Consider the following 20,006-nt stretch of genomic DNA (forward strand, 5'->3'; position numbering starts at 1 on the left):
TATCCGGCCTACAAAATCTTACTTCCTCAACCCCGCAAACGCCGCCCTGATCTCTTCCTCCGGCAACTGTATCCCAATAAACACAAGTTGGCTGCGTGGCGCTTCATCGCCCCACGGTCGGTCCCAGTCGGCGCTGTAGAGGCGTTGTACGCCCTGGAATAGCAGGCGGTTTGGCTCGCCGTCAATCCACAGCATGCCTTTGTAGCGCAGCAGTTTGTCTGCGAACTGTAGCAGCAGGTTTTCCATCACGCGCGATACGTCGCTGATATCTACCGGGTAATCCAGTTCCACCACAATCGACGACACATCATTCTGCTTATCCGCCATAAAGTGGAAGCGCGGTTTACCCGCCAGCACATTCTCTTCCAGCATAAAGCCGCTGGTGTTGAACAACTGCGCCAGGTCGATATCGCCATGCACCACGGTGTAAATCGGCGCGCGGGCGTTAATGCGCGCCAGGCGTTCGCGCAGTTTCTCGGTATCGCCTGCGACGTCGGTTTTGGTCAGCAGGATGCGGTCGGCGTAGCCCACCTGCGACTGGGAGATAGTGAACTGGTTCATCTGCTCGTTGGCGTGAACCGCATCAACCAGCGCAATCACGCCGTCCAGCAGGTAGCGTTCGCACAGGACGTCATGAGAGAAAAAGGTCTGAATAATCGGGCCGGGATCGGCCATGCCGGTGCACTCAATCACCAGGCGGTCGAACTCAATTTCGCCGCGATCGCGGCTGTCGAGCAGGTCGAGCAGGGCATCTTCCAGTTCGTTAGCGCGGGAGCAGCAGATGCAGCCGTTGGTGAGGGTTTTGATTTGCGTGGCGCGGTCGCCAATTAGCTGGGTATCAACAGAAACTTCGCCGAACTCGTTCTCAATGACGGCGATTTTGAAGCCGTGCTGTTCGTTGAGGATATGGCGCAGCAGGGTGGTTTTGCCTGCGCCAAGAAAACCGGTAAGTAGGGTAACTGCAATCGGGGTCATGTTTTCTCCTTCTAACAGCAGCGCATGCCGCCTTTTCCGTCTCCGCCGTAGCGCGCCTGTTGCCGCTCGCGGAAGAACTCTTCGTAGGTCATGTACGGCTTGTCCGGATGCGTGGCTTTCATGTGTTCGACGTAGTTGTCGTAGTCCGGGATGCCAATCAGCATCTTCGCCGCCTGACCGAGGTATTTTTTCGCCTGACCTAAGTTACCAAACATTGTGCTATCCAGATATGAATAAAGCCCGGCGAGTCAACTCTGACGGGCCGGGGTGCGCGTTTTCCCTCACCCGGCCCTCTCCCAAAGGGAGAGGGAGGGTTTGGCAAATTAATGGTGTGAAGAGGTCTTCACGCCGCCTTCCGGCACAGGAACGTAAGGCGTTTCTTTGTCGGAGCGTTCTTCGTTATTGCGCACCTGCATCCAGGTTTTGAAACCGTAGAAGATGATGCTGTACACCACCACCAGGAACAGAATACTCAGGCCTGCGTTGGTGTAGTTGTTGATAACGATGTGGTTCATGTTGGCGATTTGCTGCGCCGTCAGTTCACCACCTGCCGCAATTTTCGCTTTGTACTGGCTCGCCATGTAGAAGAAGCCTTCCATCTGCGGGTTGGTGCTGAACAGTTTCAGACCCAGCGCCCAGGTGGTGCAGACCAGCAGCCAGAATGCCGGGATGATGGTAACCCAGACATATTTGCTGCGTTTCATCTTCACGAGGATAACGGTGCCGAGGACCAGCGCCACAGCGGCCAGCATCTGGTTAGAGATACCGAACAGCGGCCACAGGCTCTTAACGCCGCCCAGCGGGTCGACAACGCCCTGATACAGCAGGTAGCCCCACAGGCCTACGCAACCTGCGGTCGCCACAACGCCTGCTACCAGAGAATCGGTTTTCTTCAGGAACGGAATGAAGTTGCCCAGCAAGTCCTGCAACATGAAGCGGCCCGCACGGGTACCGGCGTCCAGCGCGGTGAGGATGAACAGCGCTTCAAACAGAATACCGAAGTGGTACCAGAAGCCCATGTCCGCCCACGGCAGCACTTTGTGGAACACGTGTGCGATACCGACCGCCAGGGTTGGCGCGCCACCGGCACGGTTCAGAACAGACGGTTCACCGATGTCTTTCGCGGTTTGCAGGATCTCTTCCGGCGAAATTACGAAGCCCCAGGAACTGACCGTTGCCGCCGCATGAATGGTCACTTCTTTCAGCTGCGCCGCAATCATGGCCGCATTTTCACCGCCCATTTCGTGCAGGTTCGGCATGGTGATGCCAAGGCCAGCAGGCGGGGTGTTCATCGCGAAGTAGAGGCCCGGTTCGATGATGGAGGCTGCAACCAGCGCCATAATCGCCACGAAGGACTCCATCAGCATTGCGCCATAACCGATGAAACGCGCGTCGGTTTCACAGGCCAGCAGCTTCGGCGTGGTGCCGGAGGAGATCAGCGCATGGAAGCCAGACACCGCACCACAAGCGATGGTGATAAACAGGAACGGGAACAGAGCACCTTTCCACAGCGGGCCAGTACCGTCGATGTACTGGGTGACGGCTGGCATTTTCAGATCCGGGTTGAGGATCACGATGCCGATTGCCAGGCCAACGATAACGCCGATTTTCAGGAAGGTGGCGAGGTAGTCGCGCGGTGCCAGAATCAGCCAAACCGGCAGCAGAGCGGAGATAAAGGCATAACCGATCAGCGTGAAGGTGATGGTGGTGTCTTTAAAGGTCAGCGCCGGGCCCCAGTACGGGTCGTGAGCGATGACGCCACCGAACCAGATAGAGGCGACCAGCAGCACGATACCGATAACGGAGACTTCCCCCACGCGGCCCGGACGAATAAAGCGCATGTAGATACCCATAAACAGCGCAATCGGCACGGTCGAGCAAACGGTGAACACACCCCACGGGCTTTCGGCCAGGGCTTTCACCACGATCAGCGCCAGCACCGCCAGGATGATGATCATAATCAGGAAGCAGCCGAACAGGGCGATAGAGCCCGGCACGCGGCCCATCTCTTCTTTGACCATCTCACCCAGCGAAGAACCGTTACGGCGCGTGGAGATAAACAGCACCATAAAGTCCTGCACCGCACCGGCAAGCACGACGCCCGCCAGCAGCCACAGGGTACCGGGCAGGTAACCCATCTGGGCGGCCAGCACCGGCCCAACCAGCGGGCCCGCGCCTGCGATAGCGGCGAAGTGGTGGCCGAACAGCACGTAGCGGTTGGTCGGCACGTAGTTCAGGCCATCGTTGTTAATGACCGCCGGCGTCGCACGCGTTGGGTCGAGTTTCATCACCTTCTGGGCGATGTAGAGGCTGTAGTAGCGGTACGCCACCAGATAAACAGAAACCGCCGCAACCACGATCCACAGGGCGCTAACGTGTTCTCCCCGACGTAATGCCACAACTGACAGGCAAAACGCGCCGATGATTCCAAGAATCACCCAGGGTATGTGCTTGAATAACTTTTTGGTATCCATAGTAAAACCTGGTTTTTTAAGATTAATAATGAGCCGAAGCTGTATGGGTTTTGTGTTAAATGAGTGAGGAGGTATGACTGCTATGCTGATGAGCATCTTGCCAGAGATTCACGCGCGTAAAGTTGGGTAAAGTCGTGAGTGGTTGTATGGGGAGTTAAGCGGTTGTGTGTCAGGGCGAGCGGTTGGGTAAGAAGTGAGCGGCTGAGGAATATGTGATTGAGATCACAAGATTTTACTGCGGGTATACAGGCAATTGCCGGAGGGCGGCTGCGCCTTATCCGGCCTACCTATCGCGTAGGACGGATAAGCGTAGCGCATCCGACAACAGTGCCGGGCTTACACCGCCACGTCCATCTCCATCATCACCGGATGGAAACGGCGCTTAAAGTAAATCAGCCCGTGTCCTTCCTCGCTGAGAATGATGTTCTTAATCTCGACCAGATACACCAGATGCGTACCGATGGTCTGCACCTGGCTTATCTCACCTTCCAGGCTTGCCAGCGCGCCCTTCAGTACCGGTTGCGCCAGCGGTCCTTTTTGCCAGCAGGAGAGGGTAAAGCGCTCTTCCATCTCCATTCCCGTCATCCCGGCGAAGTGGCGCGCCATCAGCTCCTGTTCGTGGTTGAGGACGTTGACGCACAGCTTACCGTTACCCTGGAATACAGGGTTCATGGCGCTGTTGGTGTTGATACACACCATCACCGATGGCGGCGTATCGGTAACCGAGCACACCGCGGTAGCGGTGATCCCGCAGCGACCCGCCTCGCCTTCGGTGGTAACGATATTCACCGCCGCCGACAGGCTGGACATAGCATCGCGAAAGCGTAAACGTTGTTCATCTACTTGCATGGTGATCTCCCGCTGCGTTACTTCAGCAGCTTGTCTAACATATTGATATCAGTGTTGTTGTGCAGGTGCGGCACGGTCCAGCCATGTTGGTCGTACTCGGAAAGGCAGCGATCAACCATTGCCATCATTTTGTCCATGTTGCCGGAGGTCTGCGCCTGACGCAGACATTGCAGGCGAATCTCATCCTGACTGCCGGAATAGTTGATCTCGTAAAGCTCATGACGCCCGCCGAACTCGCTGCCGATCGCATCCCACATCAGTTTGAGGATCTTGATGCGCTGGACGTGATCCATACCGTTCGATCCGCGCACGTATTTCGCCAGGTACTGGTCGATCTGCGGGTTATTCAGATCGCGCGCGCTCGACGGCAGGTAGATCAACCCGCTGGTGACGTTGCGCTCGATGATGTTTTTGATCTTCGCGTAGGCCATCGGAGCCATCACGCGGTAGGTTTGCAGTGCGGCGTGATCCGGCAGATACGCGCCGTTCACCCACGGTGTCGCTTCTGAACACATGGAATCGCTCAGCGCCCAGAAGGTGTTACGCCAGGCGACCACTTCACCGAGATCCGCCTGCACGCCGCGGAATTCCAGCGTGCCGGTACATTCGAGGGATTTTTTCAGCAGCGCGGTAATAAAGTCGAGCTTCACCGCCAGGCGCACACAGGCCTGCAACGGATACATACGGGCGAAGCCGCCTTCCATGGTCCAGCGACGGCAGCGATCGAAATCGCGGTAGATCAGCACGTTTTCCCACGGGATCAGCACGTTATCCATCACCAGGATCGCATCATTCTCATCGAAGCGGCTGGAGAGCGGGTAGTCGTACGGGGAGCCGGTTGCGCCCGCGACCATTTCATAGGACGCGCGGGAGATAAGCTTCACGCCGTCGGCGTCCATCGGCGCGACGAACATCAGCGCGAAGTCCGGGTTTTCGCCCATCACCTGTGCCGAGCCGAAGCCGATCATGTTGTAGTGGGTCAGCGCTGAGTTGGTGGCGACGACTTTTGCGCCGCTGACTACGATCCCGGCATCGGTCTCTTTTTCCAGCTTGATGTAAACATCTTTCACTTGATCGGTCGGTAAATGGCGATCGATCGGTGGGTTAACGATAGCGTGGTTGAAGTACAGGCCGGTTTCCTGAATGCGCGAGTACCAGTTGCGGGCGTTCTGCTCGAACTGGCCGTAGAAGCCCGGGTTTGCGCCCAGCGCGCAGCCGAAAGCGGCTTTGTAATCCGGCGTGCGGCCCATCCAACCGTAGCTCAGGCGTGACCACTCTGCGATGGCGTCACGCTGCTGGCGCAGATCGTCCGGGCTTTTCGCCACGCGGAAAAACTTGTGGGTGTAGCCGCCGCTGCCGGTGTCGGTGTTCCAGCACAGGGAATCCTGCATCTCTGGTTTGTGCAGCGCGTCGTAGAGTTGCGCGACGGACGCCGCCGCGTTACGGAATGCCGGATGGGTGGTGACATCCTTCACGCGCTCGCCGTAGATGTATATTTCACGGCCATCCTGCAAACTATTCAGGTACTCTTCACCGGTAAACGGACGCTGGGTACTGGCGCGGAAATCTTCAGGTTTCATAATCAGACTCTCTTTTTGTAATCGGATGGAAAGCCAGCGCCAATGGGCGCTACTGGCTTTAATGTTAAATTTGTGTTTTGTTTTTGTTGTTTAATTGAAGCGGTTAGACCGGTATTCGTGAAGAGACTTTTGGGTCAATGGCGGGTACTTTTCGGGGAGGTGAGGGTTTTGTGATCGGGCCCTCACCCTAGCCCTCTCCCGCAGGGAGAGGGGACCGATTGTGCCTAATGTGAATGTGAGTGCGTTTTTCACCCTCTCCCTGAGGGAGAGGGCCGGGGTGAGGGAAAAACCCTCACGACACCGGCACTTTCCTTGCCCGGTAAACGCTCGGCGAGCACCCCACCAACCTATTGAAAAACCGTGCGAAATAGGCCGGATCTTTAAACCCCAGTTGCCAGGCGATGTTATTCACCGCACTGTCGGAGAAAAGCAGCAATCGCTTGGCCTCGCGCAGTTGCCTGTCGAAAATTAGCCGTTTCGGCGGGCGGTTTGCAAAGCGACGACAGATGTCGGTGAGCCTAGATTCGGTGATGTGCAGCTCACTGGCGTAATCCGGCACGGTCCAGTGCTGGTGGAAGTGGCTGTCGATCATCAGGTTGAAGCGCTGGAACAGTTTTAGCTCACCGCGCATACCGCTGGCGGCGTGGTCGTCGAGCCGGGCGTTACGCAGCAGCAGAGTAAACACCGCCTGCGCCAGCAGCGTGAGCGTATGTTCGCGCCCCGGCAGTTGCTCAACCGACTCCCGTTCGATCAGCCGCCAGTAATGTTCCAGCGCCGCCAGTTCATCCGGTTTATCGGCCAGCGACAGGCAGATCCCCGGCAGACCGAAGGTTTCCCGCGTGCCGGGATAAAGCACCTCCAGCAGCGGCCAGATAAGATCCTCATGCACCGTCAGCACATGTCCGTCAGCGTCTGATTCGGTGATAAACGCGTGCGGTACCGACGGTGGCGTCAGCACAAACAGCGGCGCTTCTACTGAGTAGCGATGATCGTCAAGCTGAAGCTCGATCTGCCCGGTCAGCAGGAAATGCATCTGGAAATAGTGTTCGTGGCGATGGGCCTGCATATCGCGGCCAAAGAAAGCCGCCATCCGCGCAAATGACTGATAATGCACATCATCCGTACCCAGGCTTTCATCGTATTCGGTGCTGATATCGATGTTATAGATCGGGTTCTCGCACATGCAGGCTCCTTACGGCGTCGCGCGCGGGCGAGACGATTTCATCGGGATCGCCCAGATAATCACCGATCCAATCACCAGCAGCGATGCCACAAACCACAGGCCGCTGTTAAAGCTGCCGGTCATATCTTTCAGCCAGCCGATCATAAACGGACTCAGCGCCGATCCAATATTGCCGGTGGCGTTGATCACCGCGATACCGATAGCCCTGGCGCGCAGGCTGATCGACTGATCCGGCGTGGTCCAGAAAATGGCCATCGCGCTGAACGATCCGGTAGAGGCCATCACGATCCCCAGCAACTGGATCAAGTTATGATCGGTGGCGGAAGCCAGTAACCAGCCTGCGGCGGCAAAAAGGAACGGCAGGGCGGTGTGGTGTTTACGTTCCTGATGTTTATCTGAATGGCGGCTCCAGTAGATCATCCCCAGAATGGTGCAAATCTGCGGTACGGCGGCGAGCAGGCCGATGGTGATATTGCTGCTGGCCTGGTTGAAGCTTTGCAAAATCTGCGGCGTCCAGATGCTTATGGCGCTTAAGGTGTTGGTCAGGCAGAAGTAGGCGAGGGTGTACATCAGCACGATCGGCGTGAAAATCTCGCGCCACAGGCTGCGCTGTTGAGCGGCGTGGTGGCTGATTGCGCCTTCCGGCTGAACCAGCGTCAGGCGATCGTTATCCATCATCTGCTGAAGATTTTTTTTATCCTCAGCGGTCAGCCATTTGGCTTTGTCAGGGGAATCATCAAGATAGAACCACACCATGATACCCAACAGCAGTGACGGGAAGCCTTCCAGCAGGAATAGCCACTGCCAGCCTTTCAGCGCCATCACACCGTCCAGAGCCAGAATATAACCGGAGACGATGGAACCGAGGGCGGTTGTCACCGGCATTGCCACCATAAATAAGGCGTTCGCGCGGGCGCGGAAATAGGCCGGGAACCAGTAAGTGAGATAAAGCAGAATGCCCGGCAGAAAGCCGGCTTCGGTGATGCCGACCAGAATACGCAACACATACAGGCTGGTAGGGCCGGTGGCGAACATCGTCGCGGTGGAGGCAATACCCCACAGCACCATGATGGTGGCGATCCAACGTCGCGCGCCGACAATTCCCAGCATGATGTTGCTCGGAATACCGAAAATCACGTAGGCGGCGTAAAACAGGGTCGTGGCGAGGCCGAACATGGTGGCGCTCAGGCCGAGATCGCGCCCCATCGTTAGCCCGGCAAAACCGATGTTGATGCGATCGAGAAACGAAAAGATAAACAGCACGAACAGAAAAACGATCAGGCGACGGAAGAGTTTATTGATGACTGCCTGCTGGCCTTCCGTGAGCGATTTATGCGCATTAGCGGGGTTTGTCAGTGCAGATGATGTGTCGCTCATGGCTATTCCTCTAAGGGGATTTTTGTAGGGTACGACAACGGTTCTTGCCGGATGCGGCGTAAACGCCTTATCCGGCCTACGGTTTGGTGCGGTTGTAGGCCGGATAAGCGCAGCGCATCCGGCATTAATACACGCCGGGCTTAATGGCGGTGGTCTGCGCGCCAAACCGTGCTGCCAGCGCTTCGGCGGCGCGGGCGAGCAGGGTGGTATCGACGCCGACGGCGACAAACAGCGCGCCTAATTCCAGATAGCGTTTCGCCAGTGGCTCATTGGCTGTCAAGATCCCCGGCGCCTTACCCGCCTCACGGATCTGTACGATCGCCTGCTCAATCGCGGCCTGCACTTCCGGGTGCTGGGGATTACCGGCATAACCCATATCGGCGCTCAGATCCGCCGGGCCGATGAATACGCCATCCACCCCTTCCACACCCAGGATCTGCGGCAGATTTTTCATTGCTTCACGGGTTTCGATCTGCACCAGTACGCACATTTGATCGTTGGCTTTTTGCAGATAATCCGGAATGCGGTTCCAGCGCGAGGCACGCGCCAGCGCGCTTCCTACGCCGCGAATACCGGCGGGGGGATAACGTGTAGCGCGTACCGCTTCACGGGCTTCATCGGCGTTTTGCACCATCGGCACCAACAAGGTTTGCGTGCCGACATCCAGCAACTGCTTGATCTGTACGGGATCGTTCCACGACGGACGCACCACCGGCTGGCTGGGGTAGGGCGCAATCGCCTGAAGCTGGGTGAGCACCGTTTGCACATTGTTCGGTGCGTGCTCCCCATCGATCAATAGCCAGTCGAATCCCGCCCCGGCCAGCAGTTCGGCGCTGTAGCTGCTGCTCAGCCCCAGCCATAACCCGATTTGTGGACGACCCGCTTTCAGCGCCGCTTTGAAGGTGTTTTCCATGGTTCTCTCCTTAAACAAAACGGCAGCTAATGGAACCCATGTTGCCGTAATCGACGTGGAAGGTGTCGCCCTTGCGCGCTGGAACCGGGCGGGTGAACGAACCGCCGAGAATGATTTGCCCGGCTTCCAGCTGCACGTCATACGGTGCGAGCTTGTTCGCCAGCCAGGCCACGCCGTTTGCCGGATGATTGAGCACGCCAGCGGCGACGCCGGTTTCTTCAATCACGCCATTGCGGTAAAGCAGAGCGGAGATCCAACGCAAATCAAGTTCGTCAGGTTTGATCGGGCGACCGCCGAGGATCACCCCGGCGTTGGCGGCGTTATCGGAAATGGTGTCGAACACTTTGCGCGGGCGCTGGGTTTCCGGGTCGATGTTGTGACAGCGGGCGTCGATCAACTCCAGCGCCGGGATCACATAGTCCGTGGCGTTGTAGACGTCGAACAGCGTGCAGTTCGGCCCGCGCAGCGGTTTTGCCAGCACGAACGCCAGCTCCACTTCAATGCGTGGCACGATAAAGCGGTCGGTCGGGATATCGCTGCCATCGTGGAAGAACATGTCGTCGAGCAGCGCGCCGTAATCCGGTTCGCTGATCTGCGAGCTGGCCTGCATCGCTTTTGACGTCAGGCCGATTTTGTGGCCTTTCAGCGTGCGGCCTTCGGCAATTTTCAGGCGTACCCATTCGCGCTGTACGGCGTAGGCGTCTTCGATGGTGATCTCCGGGTAATCCAGAGAGATCGCGCGGATCTGTTCGCGCTGTTTTTCTGCCTGGTCCAGACGCTGGGCGATCAGGGCGTGAGTTTGTTTATCGAACATAGCGATATCCTGTGGCATTGCCGGATGGCGGCTGCGCCTTATCCGGCCTACGGGTTGGGTGCCTGCTGTAGGCCCGGTAAGCGCAGCGCCACCGGGCAACCTGCGCCTTACTTAAACAACGCGTGCACGTTGTTTTGTTTAAAATTCAGCGTCGGGTGTAGCTCTTCAATTTCAAACGACAGCGCCAGCAAACGGCTCTCCATCAGGGCGGCGAAGTGCGTTTTAATCAGCTCAAACAGCATTTCACCCGCCTGCTGACGGCTTTCCAGGCTGCGACCCGCGCCGATTTTCAGCGTCATATGCACGAAAGCATAATCGCGCTGACCGTCAGCCATCTGCCATGTATCGACCCAATGCACGCGGCTGCGAATACCCGCCAGCGGAAAAATCCCCGTGGCGGCCAGCGCCGGATTCACTTTGGCGAACAGCCCCGGCAGGTCGGCTTCTTCGCGGATGTTGTCACTGCATTCAACGATAAAGTGCGGCATAGCAATTCCTTACGCGGGAAGCGGGAAAACAGCGTTAACCTGACCAGTACCGGAGCTTGGGAACAACTCGGTGATAAACTCCACCTTGCCGTCGTATTTATCCCAGCCGAGCATCCCCAGCAGCATCACCGTGTCGTGCATATTGCCTTCGCCGTAGCAGTAGTCGGCGTACTCCGGCAGCATGCTGCAAAACTCTTTGAACTGACCTTCGCGCCACAGCTTCACTACGCGCTCGTCCATCTGGCGGTCGAACTCGCGGGTGTAGCTGTTCATCCCTTCTTCGGCGCGCTGGTCGTCAATAAAGCGGTGCGATAACGAACCGCTGGCAAGCACCGCTACGGTGCCGTCGTACTGTTCGATCGCTTTCAGAATTGCTTCGCCCAGCTTGCGGCTGTCGGCAAAATCATGAACCGTGCAGAACGCCGAAATGGAGACCACTTTGAAGCGCTTGTCTTCATTCATGTAGCGCATCGGTACCAGCGTGCCGTACTCCAGTTTCAGGCTGGGAATGTTGTGCGCTTTGGCCCGCACGCCGAGTTTCACAGCTTCATCGGCAATAAGCTGCCCCAGCGCGGGGTTGCCTTCGTAGTTGTAGGTCATGTCGCGGATAAAGTGCGGCAGCTCGTTGCTGGTGTAGACGCCTTCGAAATGGTCTGCGCAGTTGATGTGGTAGGCGCTGTTGACCAGCCAGTGAGTGTCGAAAACGATAATGGTATCAACACCCATTTCCCGGCAACGCTTGCTGATCTCTTTATGCCCGTCGATTGCGCCCTGGCGGCAGCCGTGGTTTTTCCCCGGCAGTTCAGAGAGATACATCGACGGCACGTGCGTGATTTTTGCTGCTAATGCTAACTTACCCATATCAGACTCCCCATTTCGGAATGGGATGATCGCCCATGGAAATGCAGACGTTCTTCATTTCCGCGAACACCTCAAAGCTGTACTCACCGCCTTCACGCCCGGTGCCGGAGGCCTTCACGCCGCCAAACGGCTGGCGCAAATCGCGCACGTTCTGGGTGTTGACGAACACCATGCCCGCTTCAATGCCGCGCGCCAGACGCAGCACTTTGCTGACATCCTGGGTCCAGATGTACGACGCGAGACCGTACTCCACGTCGTTGGCCAGGCGCAGACCTTCGGCTTCATCTTTAAACGGCAGCAGGCAGGCGACCGGCCCGAAAATTTCTTCCTGGGCGACGCGCATACGGTTATCAACGTCTGCCAGTACGGTCGGGCGCAGGAAGTTGCCGCCTTTCAGGTGCGCAGGCAGGTCGGACGGTTTATCCGGGCCGCCCGCCAGCAGGGTTGCGCCTTCTTCAATGCCCAGACGGATATAGCCGGAGACTTTTTCCCAGTGTTGCTGGCTGATCAGCGCCCCAACCTGGGTATTCGGATCGGTTGGATCGCCCACGCGCAGACGATTCGCGCGTTCGGCAAAGCGTTTAACGAATTCCGGGTAGATACTCTGCTGAATAAAGATGCGCGAACCGGCGGTACAGCGCTCGCCGTTGATCGAGAAGATGGTGAACAGGGCGGCGTCCAGCGCGCGTTCAATATCGGCATCTTCAAAAATCAGCACCGGCGATTTACCGCCCAGCTCCATGGAGTATTTTTTCAGCCCGGCGTTTTTCATGATGTTGCGCCCGGTGGCGGTACCGCCGGTGAACGACACGGCACGCACGTCATGATGACGGACCAGCGCATCGCCGGCGGTAGCGCCGTAGCCCTGCACCACGTTCAGCACGCCCGCCGGAATCCCGGCTTCCAGCGCCAGTTCACCCAGGCGGTCAGCGGTCAGCGGAGAGAGTTCTGACATTTTCAGCACCGCGGTATTGCCCAGCGCCAGACACGGCGCAACCTTCCAGGTGGCGGTCATAAACGGCACATTCCACGGCGACACCAGCGCACAAACGCCCACCGGCTGCACCAGCGTGTAGTTGAGCATCTTGTCGTCGACCGGGTAGGTCTTGCCGTTCATCTGTTGGCAAACTTCGGCGAAGAATTCAAAGTTGTGGGACGCACGCGGGATCAACACGTTTTTGGTTTGATGGATAGGCAGGCCGGTGTCCGCGGTTTCCATCGCGGCGATCTCCGGTACGTTCTGGTCGATCAAATCGCCCAGACGGCGCATCAGGCGCGCGCGCTCTTTCATCGGCAGGCCAGCCCATTTCGGGAACGCCTCTTTCGCTGCCGCTACCGCCTGATTGATCTCCGCTTCACCGCCGGAGGCCACCTCTGCCAGCACCTCGCCGGTTGCCGGGTTGGTGGTCTGGAAGTAGTCGTTACCAGCAACGTTTTTACCGTTGATCCAATGATTTATCTTTTTCATTTCGCTGTTTCCTCACTGACAATTCGGTTCACCAGGCGGCCCACGCCTTCCACTTCCACCACCACTTCATCGCCGGGCACCACGTCAGATAAGCCTTTCGGCGTGCCGGTGGCGATCATGTCGCCCGGATTCAGAGTCATAAATTCGCTTAAGTAAGCGATAAGGGTTGGCACGCTGAAAATCAGATCGGCGGTAGTACCCTGCTGGCGCAGCTCGCCGTTAACGAAGGTGCGCAGAGTCAGGTTATGCGGATCGGGAATGGCGTCTTTCGGCACGATGGTTGAAAGCATTGGCGTCAGGCCGTCGCGGCTTTTTACCCGCAGGTTGGGGCGGTAGTAGTTTTCCAGGTAGTCGCGGATGGCGTAGTCGTTACACACGGTGTAGCCCGCGACATAATCCATGGCATCGGCTTCGCTGACGTTACGCGCCTGCTTGCCAATCACCACCACCAGTTCCGCTTCGTAGTGCATGTATTCAATATTGTTCGGGCGCACGGAGGTCTGGTTATCGCCCGTGAGGGTATTCGGCGCTTTCAGGAACACCAGCGGTTCTTCCGGCGGCTTAAAGTCCAGCTCGCTGGCGTGATCGGCGTAGTTCAGGCCGAGGGCAAACAGCGTGCCGTGCGGGTGTGGCAGGGTTGGGAAGGTTTTGCGCGTGGTGACTTCGCGCTCGTCCACCACCGGGTTTTCCAGCGGCGGGAAACCTTCTGCCAGAATGCGTACCTGGTCGCCGGGTTGAATGGCTACGCGGGTTTGCGGTGTGCCAATCAGTATGGCATCGCCGGGGTTCAGGGTGGCGAATTCGCTCAGGGCACTCAGCAATTGCGCTGCGCTGCGTTGCAAATCGGTGGTGTTCCAGCGATCCGCTTCGCGACCGTTGATTTCGGTAATAATTGTCAGGTTATCAACATCTTTCAGCGCCACCATTTCACCTAACGGGCAGAAGCCATCGCGGCATTTGGCTTTGATCGCCGGACGGTAAAAGCTCTCTTCCGGCAGGCTGACGTCGTTCGCCAGCGCGTATCCCGCGATGTACTCTGCGGCGTTCTCTTCGCGCACTTTGGTTGCCGCTTTGCCGACAATCAGCGCCACGGTTGCGCCGCTTTGTACCGTTTCGCCCTGTGGGAAAGGAATGGCCTCTCCCGCACTAATTACGGTGTTTCGCGGTTTGATAAACCAGACGGCGGTTTTGGGCGCGGTTTTATAGGGCGCTTGCTGGAACGCGTTGTGCCAGGCGTCAATCTGGCTGCGGTGGTTTAGAGCGACGGCGAAGACGGTGCCTTTCATTGACCTCTCCTCAGGGCTGATTCGGTGAGTTTCATTTTCATTAATATGTTAATGATCTTTTTTATTCCTGATCGCGTCGTTTGGCAAAAGTAAGTGAAATATTTGTGATGCTATTAACAATATATTTACAGTTAAATTTATTAAATCACTTAAAATCAATCAATTAGATTAAGTTTGTTGTTTTGGCTAGATGACAAAACAAAGAAACCGGTTGCCGAATAACGCCGTGTTTGCTAATTGTTTCGTTATTAATGATTTTTTTGAGTACTCTGGGGAAGAACGATGCACGAATCTTTGACAATCGCTCTGTTGCAGGCGCGCGAAGCGGCGATGAGCTACTTTCGTCCCATCGTTAAGCAGCATAATTTGACCGAGCAGCAGTGGCGTATCGTGCGCATTCTGGCCGAGAACCCGTCGATGGATTTTCACGATTTGGCGTTTCGCGCCTGCATTTTGCGCCCGAGCCTGACCGGTATTTTGACGCGCATGGAACGCGATGGTTTGGTGTTGCGCTTAAAGCCGGTCAACGATCAGCGCAAGCTGTTCGTGTCGCTTACCAAAGAGGGGCAGGCGCTTTACGCGCGTGCGCAAACGCAGGTAGAAGAAGCCTATCGGCTGATTGAAAATGAGTTTACGCCGGAGAAAATGCAGCAGCTTACCGCGCTGCTGGGCGAGTTTATTGCGCTGGGCAGTTTGCGCCAGAGCGAGAATACGGACGATAAAAACTAGTTAGCACACAACAGAAGCGGCGAGTAGAAATTACCGATAACAATGGCGTGTTCCGGCGTGCGCTGGATGCTGAGTAAGCGCTTCTGGCCCAGCAGAATACCGGCGGTGTAGGCTTCGAAAATTTTATCCGGTACGCGATCGTGGCTAAAACGTTCGATGTTCTGAATGTGAATTTCGTACAAACTATCGTGCAGGTTGCGCCAGCTGAAATTCTCCTGCCGCGAGACGGTATGCGTCTTCTCGTTCGCCATCAGGCTTCCGGTCATGATGAAATAGCCGCTGCCGTCCGGATTAAAGTGCATCACAATCTGGCCGTCAAAATTAAACGGGTTATTGTCCCGGCTTTCCTTGAAGTTGAGCTGCCCCTGGCAGTTAAACGCCAGCGGTTCTGGCTTGTTAAGCCACCATATTGTCGCGGCGATAAGCGTGATGTTAACGAAAATAAAGGCAATGATCAGGAGGGTACGGGACTTCATCTGTCACCACTCATAAAAGTAATTGGTGCTACAGGTGCTGGTGTTTTGGCTTGAGCGTGAGCACTGCGAAAGCACCAGTCGGCCCTTATCCCCATAAAACAGCGTGTTCTGAATATGCACATAGAATACGGAGTTTTCCAGGCAAGATAAGCCGCTGTTTTCTTTAATTTGACGGGTGAGCGCCACGGCCTGCTTCTGAAAAACGTCAGCAATAGGCGTGAAAGTATAAACCGGGCAACCATCAATCTGGGTCAGTAAATAGCGACCAGTCACTAACGGTGACTGTTTTTGCGAGAGATAACTGCCGCAAATAGCCGCGACGATCATCGTGGCAATGGCCAACCAAATGGCTAATGTCGGGCGGGAACGCGGCGCACGTTCCGGCGCGGGAAGCGCGGGCGCGCTTTCTCGGCTGAGCGGTTGCACACTTATCTCGGCATTCAGCATAAAACCTGTTTTCGGTACGGTAATGATAAACGTGGTGCCGGGCACCATGTTATCCAGCAGTTTGCGCAAGATGCTAATGTACTGATTAAGCGAGTTATTGGAGCCTGTTAAACCACGCTCATCCCACACCTCTTGCAAAAATTTCTCGCGATCCACCACCATGCCATGATGGGCAATTAATAAACTGAAGATATGATTTGCGGTGCTGGTCAGCATCTGACGCTCGTCGCTCTCCTCTCCCTTCAGGGAGAGCGAGCCATCTTCGTTGTCATAGATGATCGCGTCAGCGAGCAGATATTTCATGTGCGGTAAGCGCGTCCGGAATCGAGAGAGCCAAAGGCAAAGTGCCTTTATATTAGCTTAAATTATAGGTTGTTATGTTACCTATAACATTGATCCCAGCGATGATTACCGCCTGCGCATTAGTTGTACAGGGCCTGTCGTTCCATCAGGTTCATTTTGCGATTGAACTCGACCAGGGTATCGCAGTGGAATTTGTCCATCGCGTTGCGCTTGTGGGTATAAATCGTTTTCGGCGACTTATTGAGGATTTGCGCAATACGCACCAGCGTAAAGCCCTGACGGATCAACGAGCACACACGCGCTTCAGAGCGGGTGAGCTGTTTATCGCGACGGCGACGGCTGAACGTTGGGTTTTTCAGTTGTTCTATCAGCTCACCCATTGCCTGACGATCGGAGAGAATATTGACTCTGTCATCCGGCAGCATCACGCTCAGGTTGTCTATCTGCTCGCTTTCCGTAAAGACCAGCCACTTTTGCGCAATCGGGGTGGCATAAATTTCCTGGCACAGTAAACGCTGCTGGCCATCGCTGTTCTCTTTTACCCACTGAATATCAGCGGTCGGTTTTCCCTGCTGACGTACCAGGTTTTTCACGCCCAGCCAAAAGAAATAATTGTTACTCAGAACCCGGACCTGATAGCGGGGTTCTGCCAGAGTTAATGCGGTCATCATCATTTTCACACCCGTTCTGGCCCGCGATGACATTATCGCCGGCTCGGAGAAGAATGAGAAAAAGCCTACCCCGCCGGGGGCGCTTAAAGATATTTATAAATACATTTAGCTTTTATATGGTGATTTATTCCAATTTATAAACGGTATATATATTTTTCAGCTGTTTGGCGAAAATGGTTGTGCCATTGTTGTTAAGTGAAAATTAATATACGGTTAAGTAACCCTGCCGTCTCTGATCAACGTTATTGGAGATGAAAATCATAAAGGAGCTTTTCATGGAAACAGTAAACCTCTCTCTGGATGAGGCTTACGCGCTGGCGTATCACGCGCTCAGCAGTAATGGATTCAGTGAACAACATGCGGCGGTGATTGCGCAAAACGTCACTGCCGGTGAACGTGACGGCTGCGCATCGCACGGCCTGTGGCGATTGTTGGGCATTGTCGACACGTTGCGCAAAGGAAAAGTGTCAGCAGATGCGCTGCCTACGGTGATTTCTCAGGCTCCGGCGATTGTCAAAGCGGATGCGCATGGCGCGTATTCGCTGCTGGCCTTTGAGCAAGCGCTGCCGCTGTTGATTGAGAAAACGCGTCAGTGCGGGATTGCGGCGCTGGCGATCAACCGCTGTGTACACTTCTCCGCCTTGTTTGCCGATGTAGAACCGCTGACCGATGCCGGGCTGGTGGCGCTGGCGACCACCCCGAGCCACGCCTGGGTTGCACCAGCAGGTGGTACGCAGCCGCTTTTTGGTACTAACCCGATAGCCTTTGGCTGGCCGCGTGGCGATAAGCATCCGTTTATTTTTGATATGGCGACCAGCGCGGCGGCGCGCGGCGAAATTCAACTGCATCATCGTGCCGGGAAAGCGATTCCTGAAGGCTGGGGAATCGACAGCGAGGGCAACGCCACCACCGATCCACAGGCGGTGCTGGAGGGTGCGATGCTTACCTTTGGTGGGCATAAAGGTTCTGCGTTAGCGGCAATGGTTGAACTGCTGGCCGGGCCGCTGATTGGCGATATGACCAGCGCGGAATCTCTGGCGTGGGATAACGGCGCAGGCGGCCTGCCGTACGGTGGCGAATTGATTCTGGCGCTTGACCCGACGCGCTTCCTCGGCGAGGGCGCCAGCGCCCATCTGGCGCGGGCCGAAACGTTATTCAACGGTATGCAGGCGCAGGGCGCGCGGTTGCCGGGCGAGCGTCGATATTTGTCGCGGCTAAACAGTGAACAGCAGGGCGTGGAGATAACACAGTCGCTTTACGATGATATCCGTGCGCTAAGCGCCTGATGCGCTTCGCTTATCAGGCCTACGCGCTGGCCAAGCGTTGCGCCGAACCGTAGGCCGGATAAGGCGTAGCCGCATCCGGCAATCCAGGGTTGCACCTTTTCTTAAAGTTTTCTCTATCCAGGCCGAAAACCGTAATTCGCCAGGAGGAAGAGAAAGCATGTTAAAACGTATCAAGATCGTGACCAGCTTAGTGCTGGTTTTGGTGTTATTTGGACTATTACAACTCACGTCGGGCGGGCTGTTCTTCAACGCGCTCAAAAACGACAAGGAAAACTTCACCGTTCTACAAACCGTTCGCCAGCAGCAGTCTGGCCTCAACGGCAGCTGGGTGGCTTTGCTGCAAACCCGTAATACCTTAAACCGCGCCGGGATCCGCTACATGATGGATCAGAACAATATCGGCAGCGGCGCGACGGTGGCGGAACTGATGCAGGTCGCACAGAAATCGCTGAGCGATGCGGAAAAGCGTTGGGCCGAGTACGAAGCGATGCCGCGTGACCCGCGTCAGAGCGAGTCGGCGGCGCTGGAAATCAAACGCAACTATGACATCTACCACGGTGCGCTGGCAGAGCTGATTCAGCTGCTGGGCGCGGGGAAAATCAACGACTTCTTCGACCAGCCTACCCAGGGCTATCAGGACAGATTTGAGCAAGCCTATGTCGATTATCTGCAACAGAACGATCGTTTATACGATTTGGCCGTCGCCGATAACAACCGTTCGTACGATCAGGCGATGTGGATTTTGGCCGGCGTCATGATTGCCGTACTGCTGGCGATTGCGATTGTCTGGTTTGGCATCCGTAAAACCCTGATCCTGCCCCTGCAAAGCCTGATTGAAAGCATTCGCCATATTGCCGGGGGCGATCTCATTCGCCGCATTGATGTGGAAGGGCGCAACGAAATGGGGCAACTGGCCAGTACCTTGCGTCATATGCAGGGTGAGCTGGCGCGCACCGTCGGTGAAGTGCGCAACGGCGCGGATGCGATTTATAGCGGCGCGAGCGAGATTGCGATGGGCAACAACGATCTCTCTTCACGTACTGAGCAGCAGGCCGCTTCGCTGGAAGAGACCGCTGCCAGCATGGAAGAACTGACCGCGACGGTGAAGCAGAACGCCGAGAACGCACGTCAGGCGAGCAACCTCGCGCTGAGCGCGTCGGAGACGGCGCAGAAGGGCGGTAAAGTAGTGGATAACGTGGTGCAAACCATGCGTGACATTACTGCCAGTTCGCAGAAGATTGCCGATATTATCAGCGTAATCGACGGTATTGCCTTCCAGACCAACATTCTGGCGCTCAATGCGGCGGTTGAAGCGGCGCGAGCAGGCGAGCAGGGGCGCGGTTTTGCGGTAGTGGCGGGGGAAGTGCGTAACCTGGCCCAGCGCAGTGCGCAGGCGGCCCGCGAAATTAAGAGCCTGATTGAAGACTCCGTGAGCCGTGTTGATTTGGGTTCGACGCTGGTGGAAAGCGCCGGGGAAACCATGGATGAGATCGTCAATGCGGTGACCCGCGTAACCGACATTATGGGTGAGATTGCGTCTGCATCTGATGAGCAGAGCCGTGGCATCGACCAGGTCGGTCTGGCGGTGTCTGAAATGGATCGTGTAACCCAGCAGAACGCCTCGCTGGTGGAAGAGTCCGCTGCTGCGGCTGCGGCGCTGGAAGAACAGGCCAGCAGGCTGACCCAGGCGGTAGCGGTGTTCCATATCCAGCAGGAAAAAGCACTTCAGGAGAAAGCGGAAGAGCGCGTGGTGGCGGTGAAGCCAGTGCAACGCAAAGCTGCGGCGACGGATGCCGGGGAGAACTGGGAGACGTTTTAATGGCGGG

Annotated in this window: 19 protein-coding genes; 3 read left to right on the forward strand and 16 right to left on the reverse strand. The window is 56.4% G+C overall.

All coding sequences use genetic code 11. The features are described 5' to 3' along the window. Positions 1-18: 18 nt before the first annotated feature. The 13 genes from yjiA to hpaG form a co-directional block, all read right to left on the reverse strand. Entirely contained in the window at positions 19-975 is a 957-nt protein-coding gene (gene yjiA / locus ACWWFX_RS20185) for a GTPase (protein ID WP_276220540.1), read from the reverse strand. An 11-nt stretch (positions 976-986) separates the two neighbouring features. Continuing rightward, the gene (locus ACWWFX_RS20190; RefSeq protein WP_015966066.1) at positions 987-1,190 is read right to left on the reverse strand and encodes a YbdD/YjiX family protein; all 204 of its coding nucleotides are present in this window, start codon (positions 1,188-1,190) and stop codon (positions 987-989) included. A gap of 108 nt (positions 1,191-1,298) precedes the next feature. Continuing rightward, positions 1,299-3,449: a carbon starvation CstA family protein gene (locus tag ACWWFX_RS20195; RefSeq protein ID WP_015966065.1), complete on the reverse strand. Its 2,151-nt coding sequence runs from the start codon at positions 3,447-3,449 to the stop codon at positions 1,299-1,301. 336 nt (positions 3,450-3,785) lie between these two features. Continuing rightward, positions 3,786-4,298, reverse strand: coding sequence for a 4-hydroxyphenylacetate 3-monooxygenase reductase subunit (locus ACWWFX_RS20200; RefSeq protein ID WP_473224627.1), 513 nt, complete (start codon positions 4,296-4,298; stop codon positions 3,786-3,788). Positions 4,299-4,315: 17 nt separating this feature from the next. Then, positions 4,316-5,878: a 4-hydroxyphenylacetate 3-monooxygenase, oxygenase component gene (gene hpaB / locus ACWWFX_RS20205; protein ID WP_473224628.1), complete on the reverse strand. Its 1,563-nt coding sequence runs from the start codon at positions 5,876-5,878 to the stop codon at positions 4,316-4,318. Positions 5,879-6,170: 292 nt separating this feature from the next. Then, positions 6,171-7,061: a 4-hydroxyphenylacetate catabolism regulatory protein HpaA gene (gene hpaA / locus ACWWFX_RS20210; RefSeq protein WP_108475421.1), complete on the reverse strand. Its 891-nt coding sequence runs from the start codon at positions 7,059-7,061 to the stop codon at positions 6,171-6,173. A 9-nt stretch (positions 7,062-7,070) separates the two neighbouring features. Beyond that, positions 7,071-8,438, reverse strand: a complete 1,368-nt coding sequence (gene hpaX, locus ACWWFX_RS20215; RefSeq protein WP_276221788.1) for a 4-hydroxyphenylacetate permease — start codon at positions 8,436-8,438, stop codon at positions 7,071-7,073. Positions 8,439-8,562: 124 nt separating this feature from the next. After that, positions 8,563-9,351, reverse strand: coding sequence for a 4-hydroxy-2-oxoheptanedioate aldolase (gene hpaI / locus ACWWFX_RS20220; RefSeq protein WP_473224629.1), 789 nt, complete (start codon positions 9,349-9,351; stop codon positions 8,563-8,565). A gap of 10 nt (positions 9,352-9,361) precedes the next feature. Beyond that, complete coding sequence (hpaH, locus tag ACWWFX_RS20225; RefSeq protein WP_276221792.1) at positions 9,362-10,165, reverse strand: 2-oxo-hept-4-ene-1,7-dioate hydratase; 804 nt, start codon at positions 10,163-10,165, stop codon at positions 9,362-9,364. Between the two features lie 107 nt (positions 10,166-10,272). Then, entirely contained in the window at positions 10,273-10,653 is a 381-nt protein-coding gene (locus ACWWFX_RS20230) for a 5-carboxymethyl-2-hydroxymuconate Delta-isomerase (RefSeq protein WP_001119861.1), read from the reverse strand. 9 nt (positions 10,654-10,662) lie between these two features. Then, positions 10,663-11,514 (reverse strand): 3,4-dihydroxyphenylacetate 2,3-dioxygenase, encoded by an 852-nt coding sequence (gene hpaD, locus ACWWFX_RS20235; RefSeq protein WP_276221796.1) that lies wholly within the window; start codon positions 11,512-11,514, stop codon positions 10,663-10,665. Position 11,515: 1 nt separating this feature from the next. Beyond that, a complete protein-coding gene (gene hpaE, locus ACWWFX_RS20240; RefSeq protein ID WP_473224630.1) occupies positions 11,516-12,982 on the reverse strand; it encodes a 5-carboxymethyl-2-hydroxymuconate semialdehyde dehydrogenase in 1,467 nt (488 codons plus the stop codon). Next, positions 12,979-14,268 (reverse strand): 4-hydroxyphenylacetate degradation bifunctional isomerase/decarboxylase, encoded by a 1,290-nt coding sequence (hpaG, locus tag ACWWFX_RS20245; protein ID WP_473224631.1) that lies wholly within the window; start codon positions 14,266-14,268, stop codon positions 12,979-12,981. The genes hpaE and hpaG overlap by 4 nt, the downstream gene beginning before the upstream one ends. Positions 14,269-14,550: 282 nt before the next feature. Between hpaG and hpaR the strand changes: the two genes are divergently transcribed. Beyond that, positions 14,551-14,997, forward strand: coding sequence for a homoprotocatechuate degradation operon regulator HpaR (hpaR, locus tag ACWWFX_RS20250; RefSeq protein ID WP_231825482.1), 447 nt, complete (start codon positions 14,551-14,553; stop codon positions 14,995-14,997). Here the strand turns inward: hpaR and ACWWFX_RS20255 are convergent. The 3 genes from ACWWFX_RS20255 to ACWWFX_RS20265 form a co-directional block, all read right to left on the reverse strand. Next, positions 14,994-15,473, reverse strand: a complete 480-nt coding sequence (locus tag ACWWFX_RS20255; RefSeq protein ID WP_276221803.1) for a FidL-like protein — start codon at positions 15,471-15,473, stop codon at positions 14,994-14,996. The two genes, hpaR and ACWWFX_RS20255, sit on opposite strands and share 4 nt — an antisense overlap. 3 nt (positions 15,474-15,476) lie before the next feature. Continuing rightward, entirely contained in the window at positions 15,477-16,223 is a 747-nt protein-coding gene (locus ACWWFX_RS20260) for a winged helix-turn-helix domain-containing protein (protein WP_276221805.1), read from the reverse strand. A gap of 119 nt (positions 16,224-16,342) precedes the next feature. After that, the gene (locus tag ACWWFX_RS20265; protein WP_473224632.1) at positions 16,343-16,897 is read right to left on the reverse strand and encodes a helix-turn-helix transcriptional regulator; all 555 of its coding nucleotides are present in this window, start codon (positions 16,895-16,897) and stop codon (positions 16,343-16,345) included. A 272-nt stretch (positions 16,898-17,169) separates the two neighbouring features. Between ACWWFX_RS20265 and ACWWFX_RS20270 the strand changes: the two genes are divergently transcribed. Beyond that, positions 17,170-18,180: an Ldh family oxidoreductase gene (locus ACWWFX_RS20270; protein ID WP_473224633.1), complete on the forward strand. Its 1,011-nt coding sequence runs from the start codon at positions 17,170-17,172 to the stop codon at positions 18,178-18,180. Positions 18,181-18,337: 157 nt separating this feature from the next. Continuing rightward, a complete protein-coding gene (gene tsr / locus ACWWFX_RS20275) occupies positions 18,338-19,999 on the forward strand; it encodes a methyl-accepting chemotaxis protein (protein ID WP_473224634.1) in 1,662 nt (553 codons plus the stop codon). Positions 20,000-20,006 lie beyond the last annotated feature (7 nt).

The organism is Pseudocitrobacter sp. 2023LY-00077 (assembly GCF_055796175.1).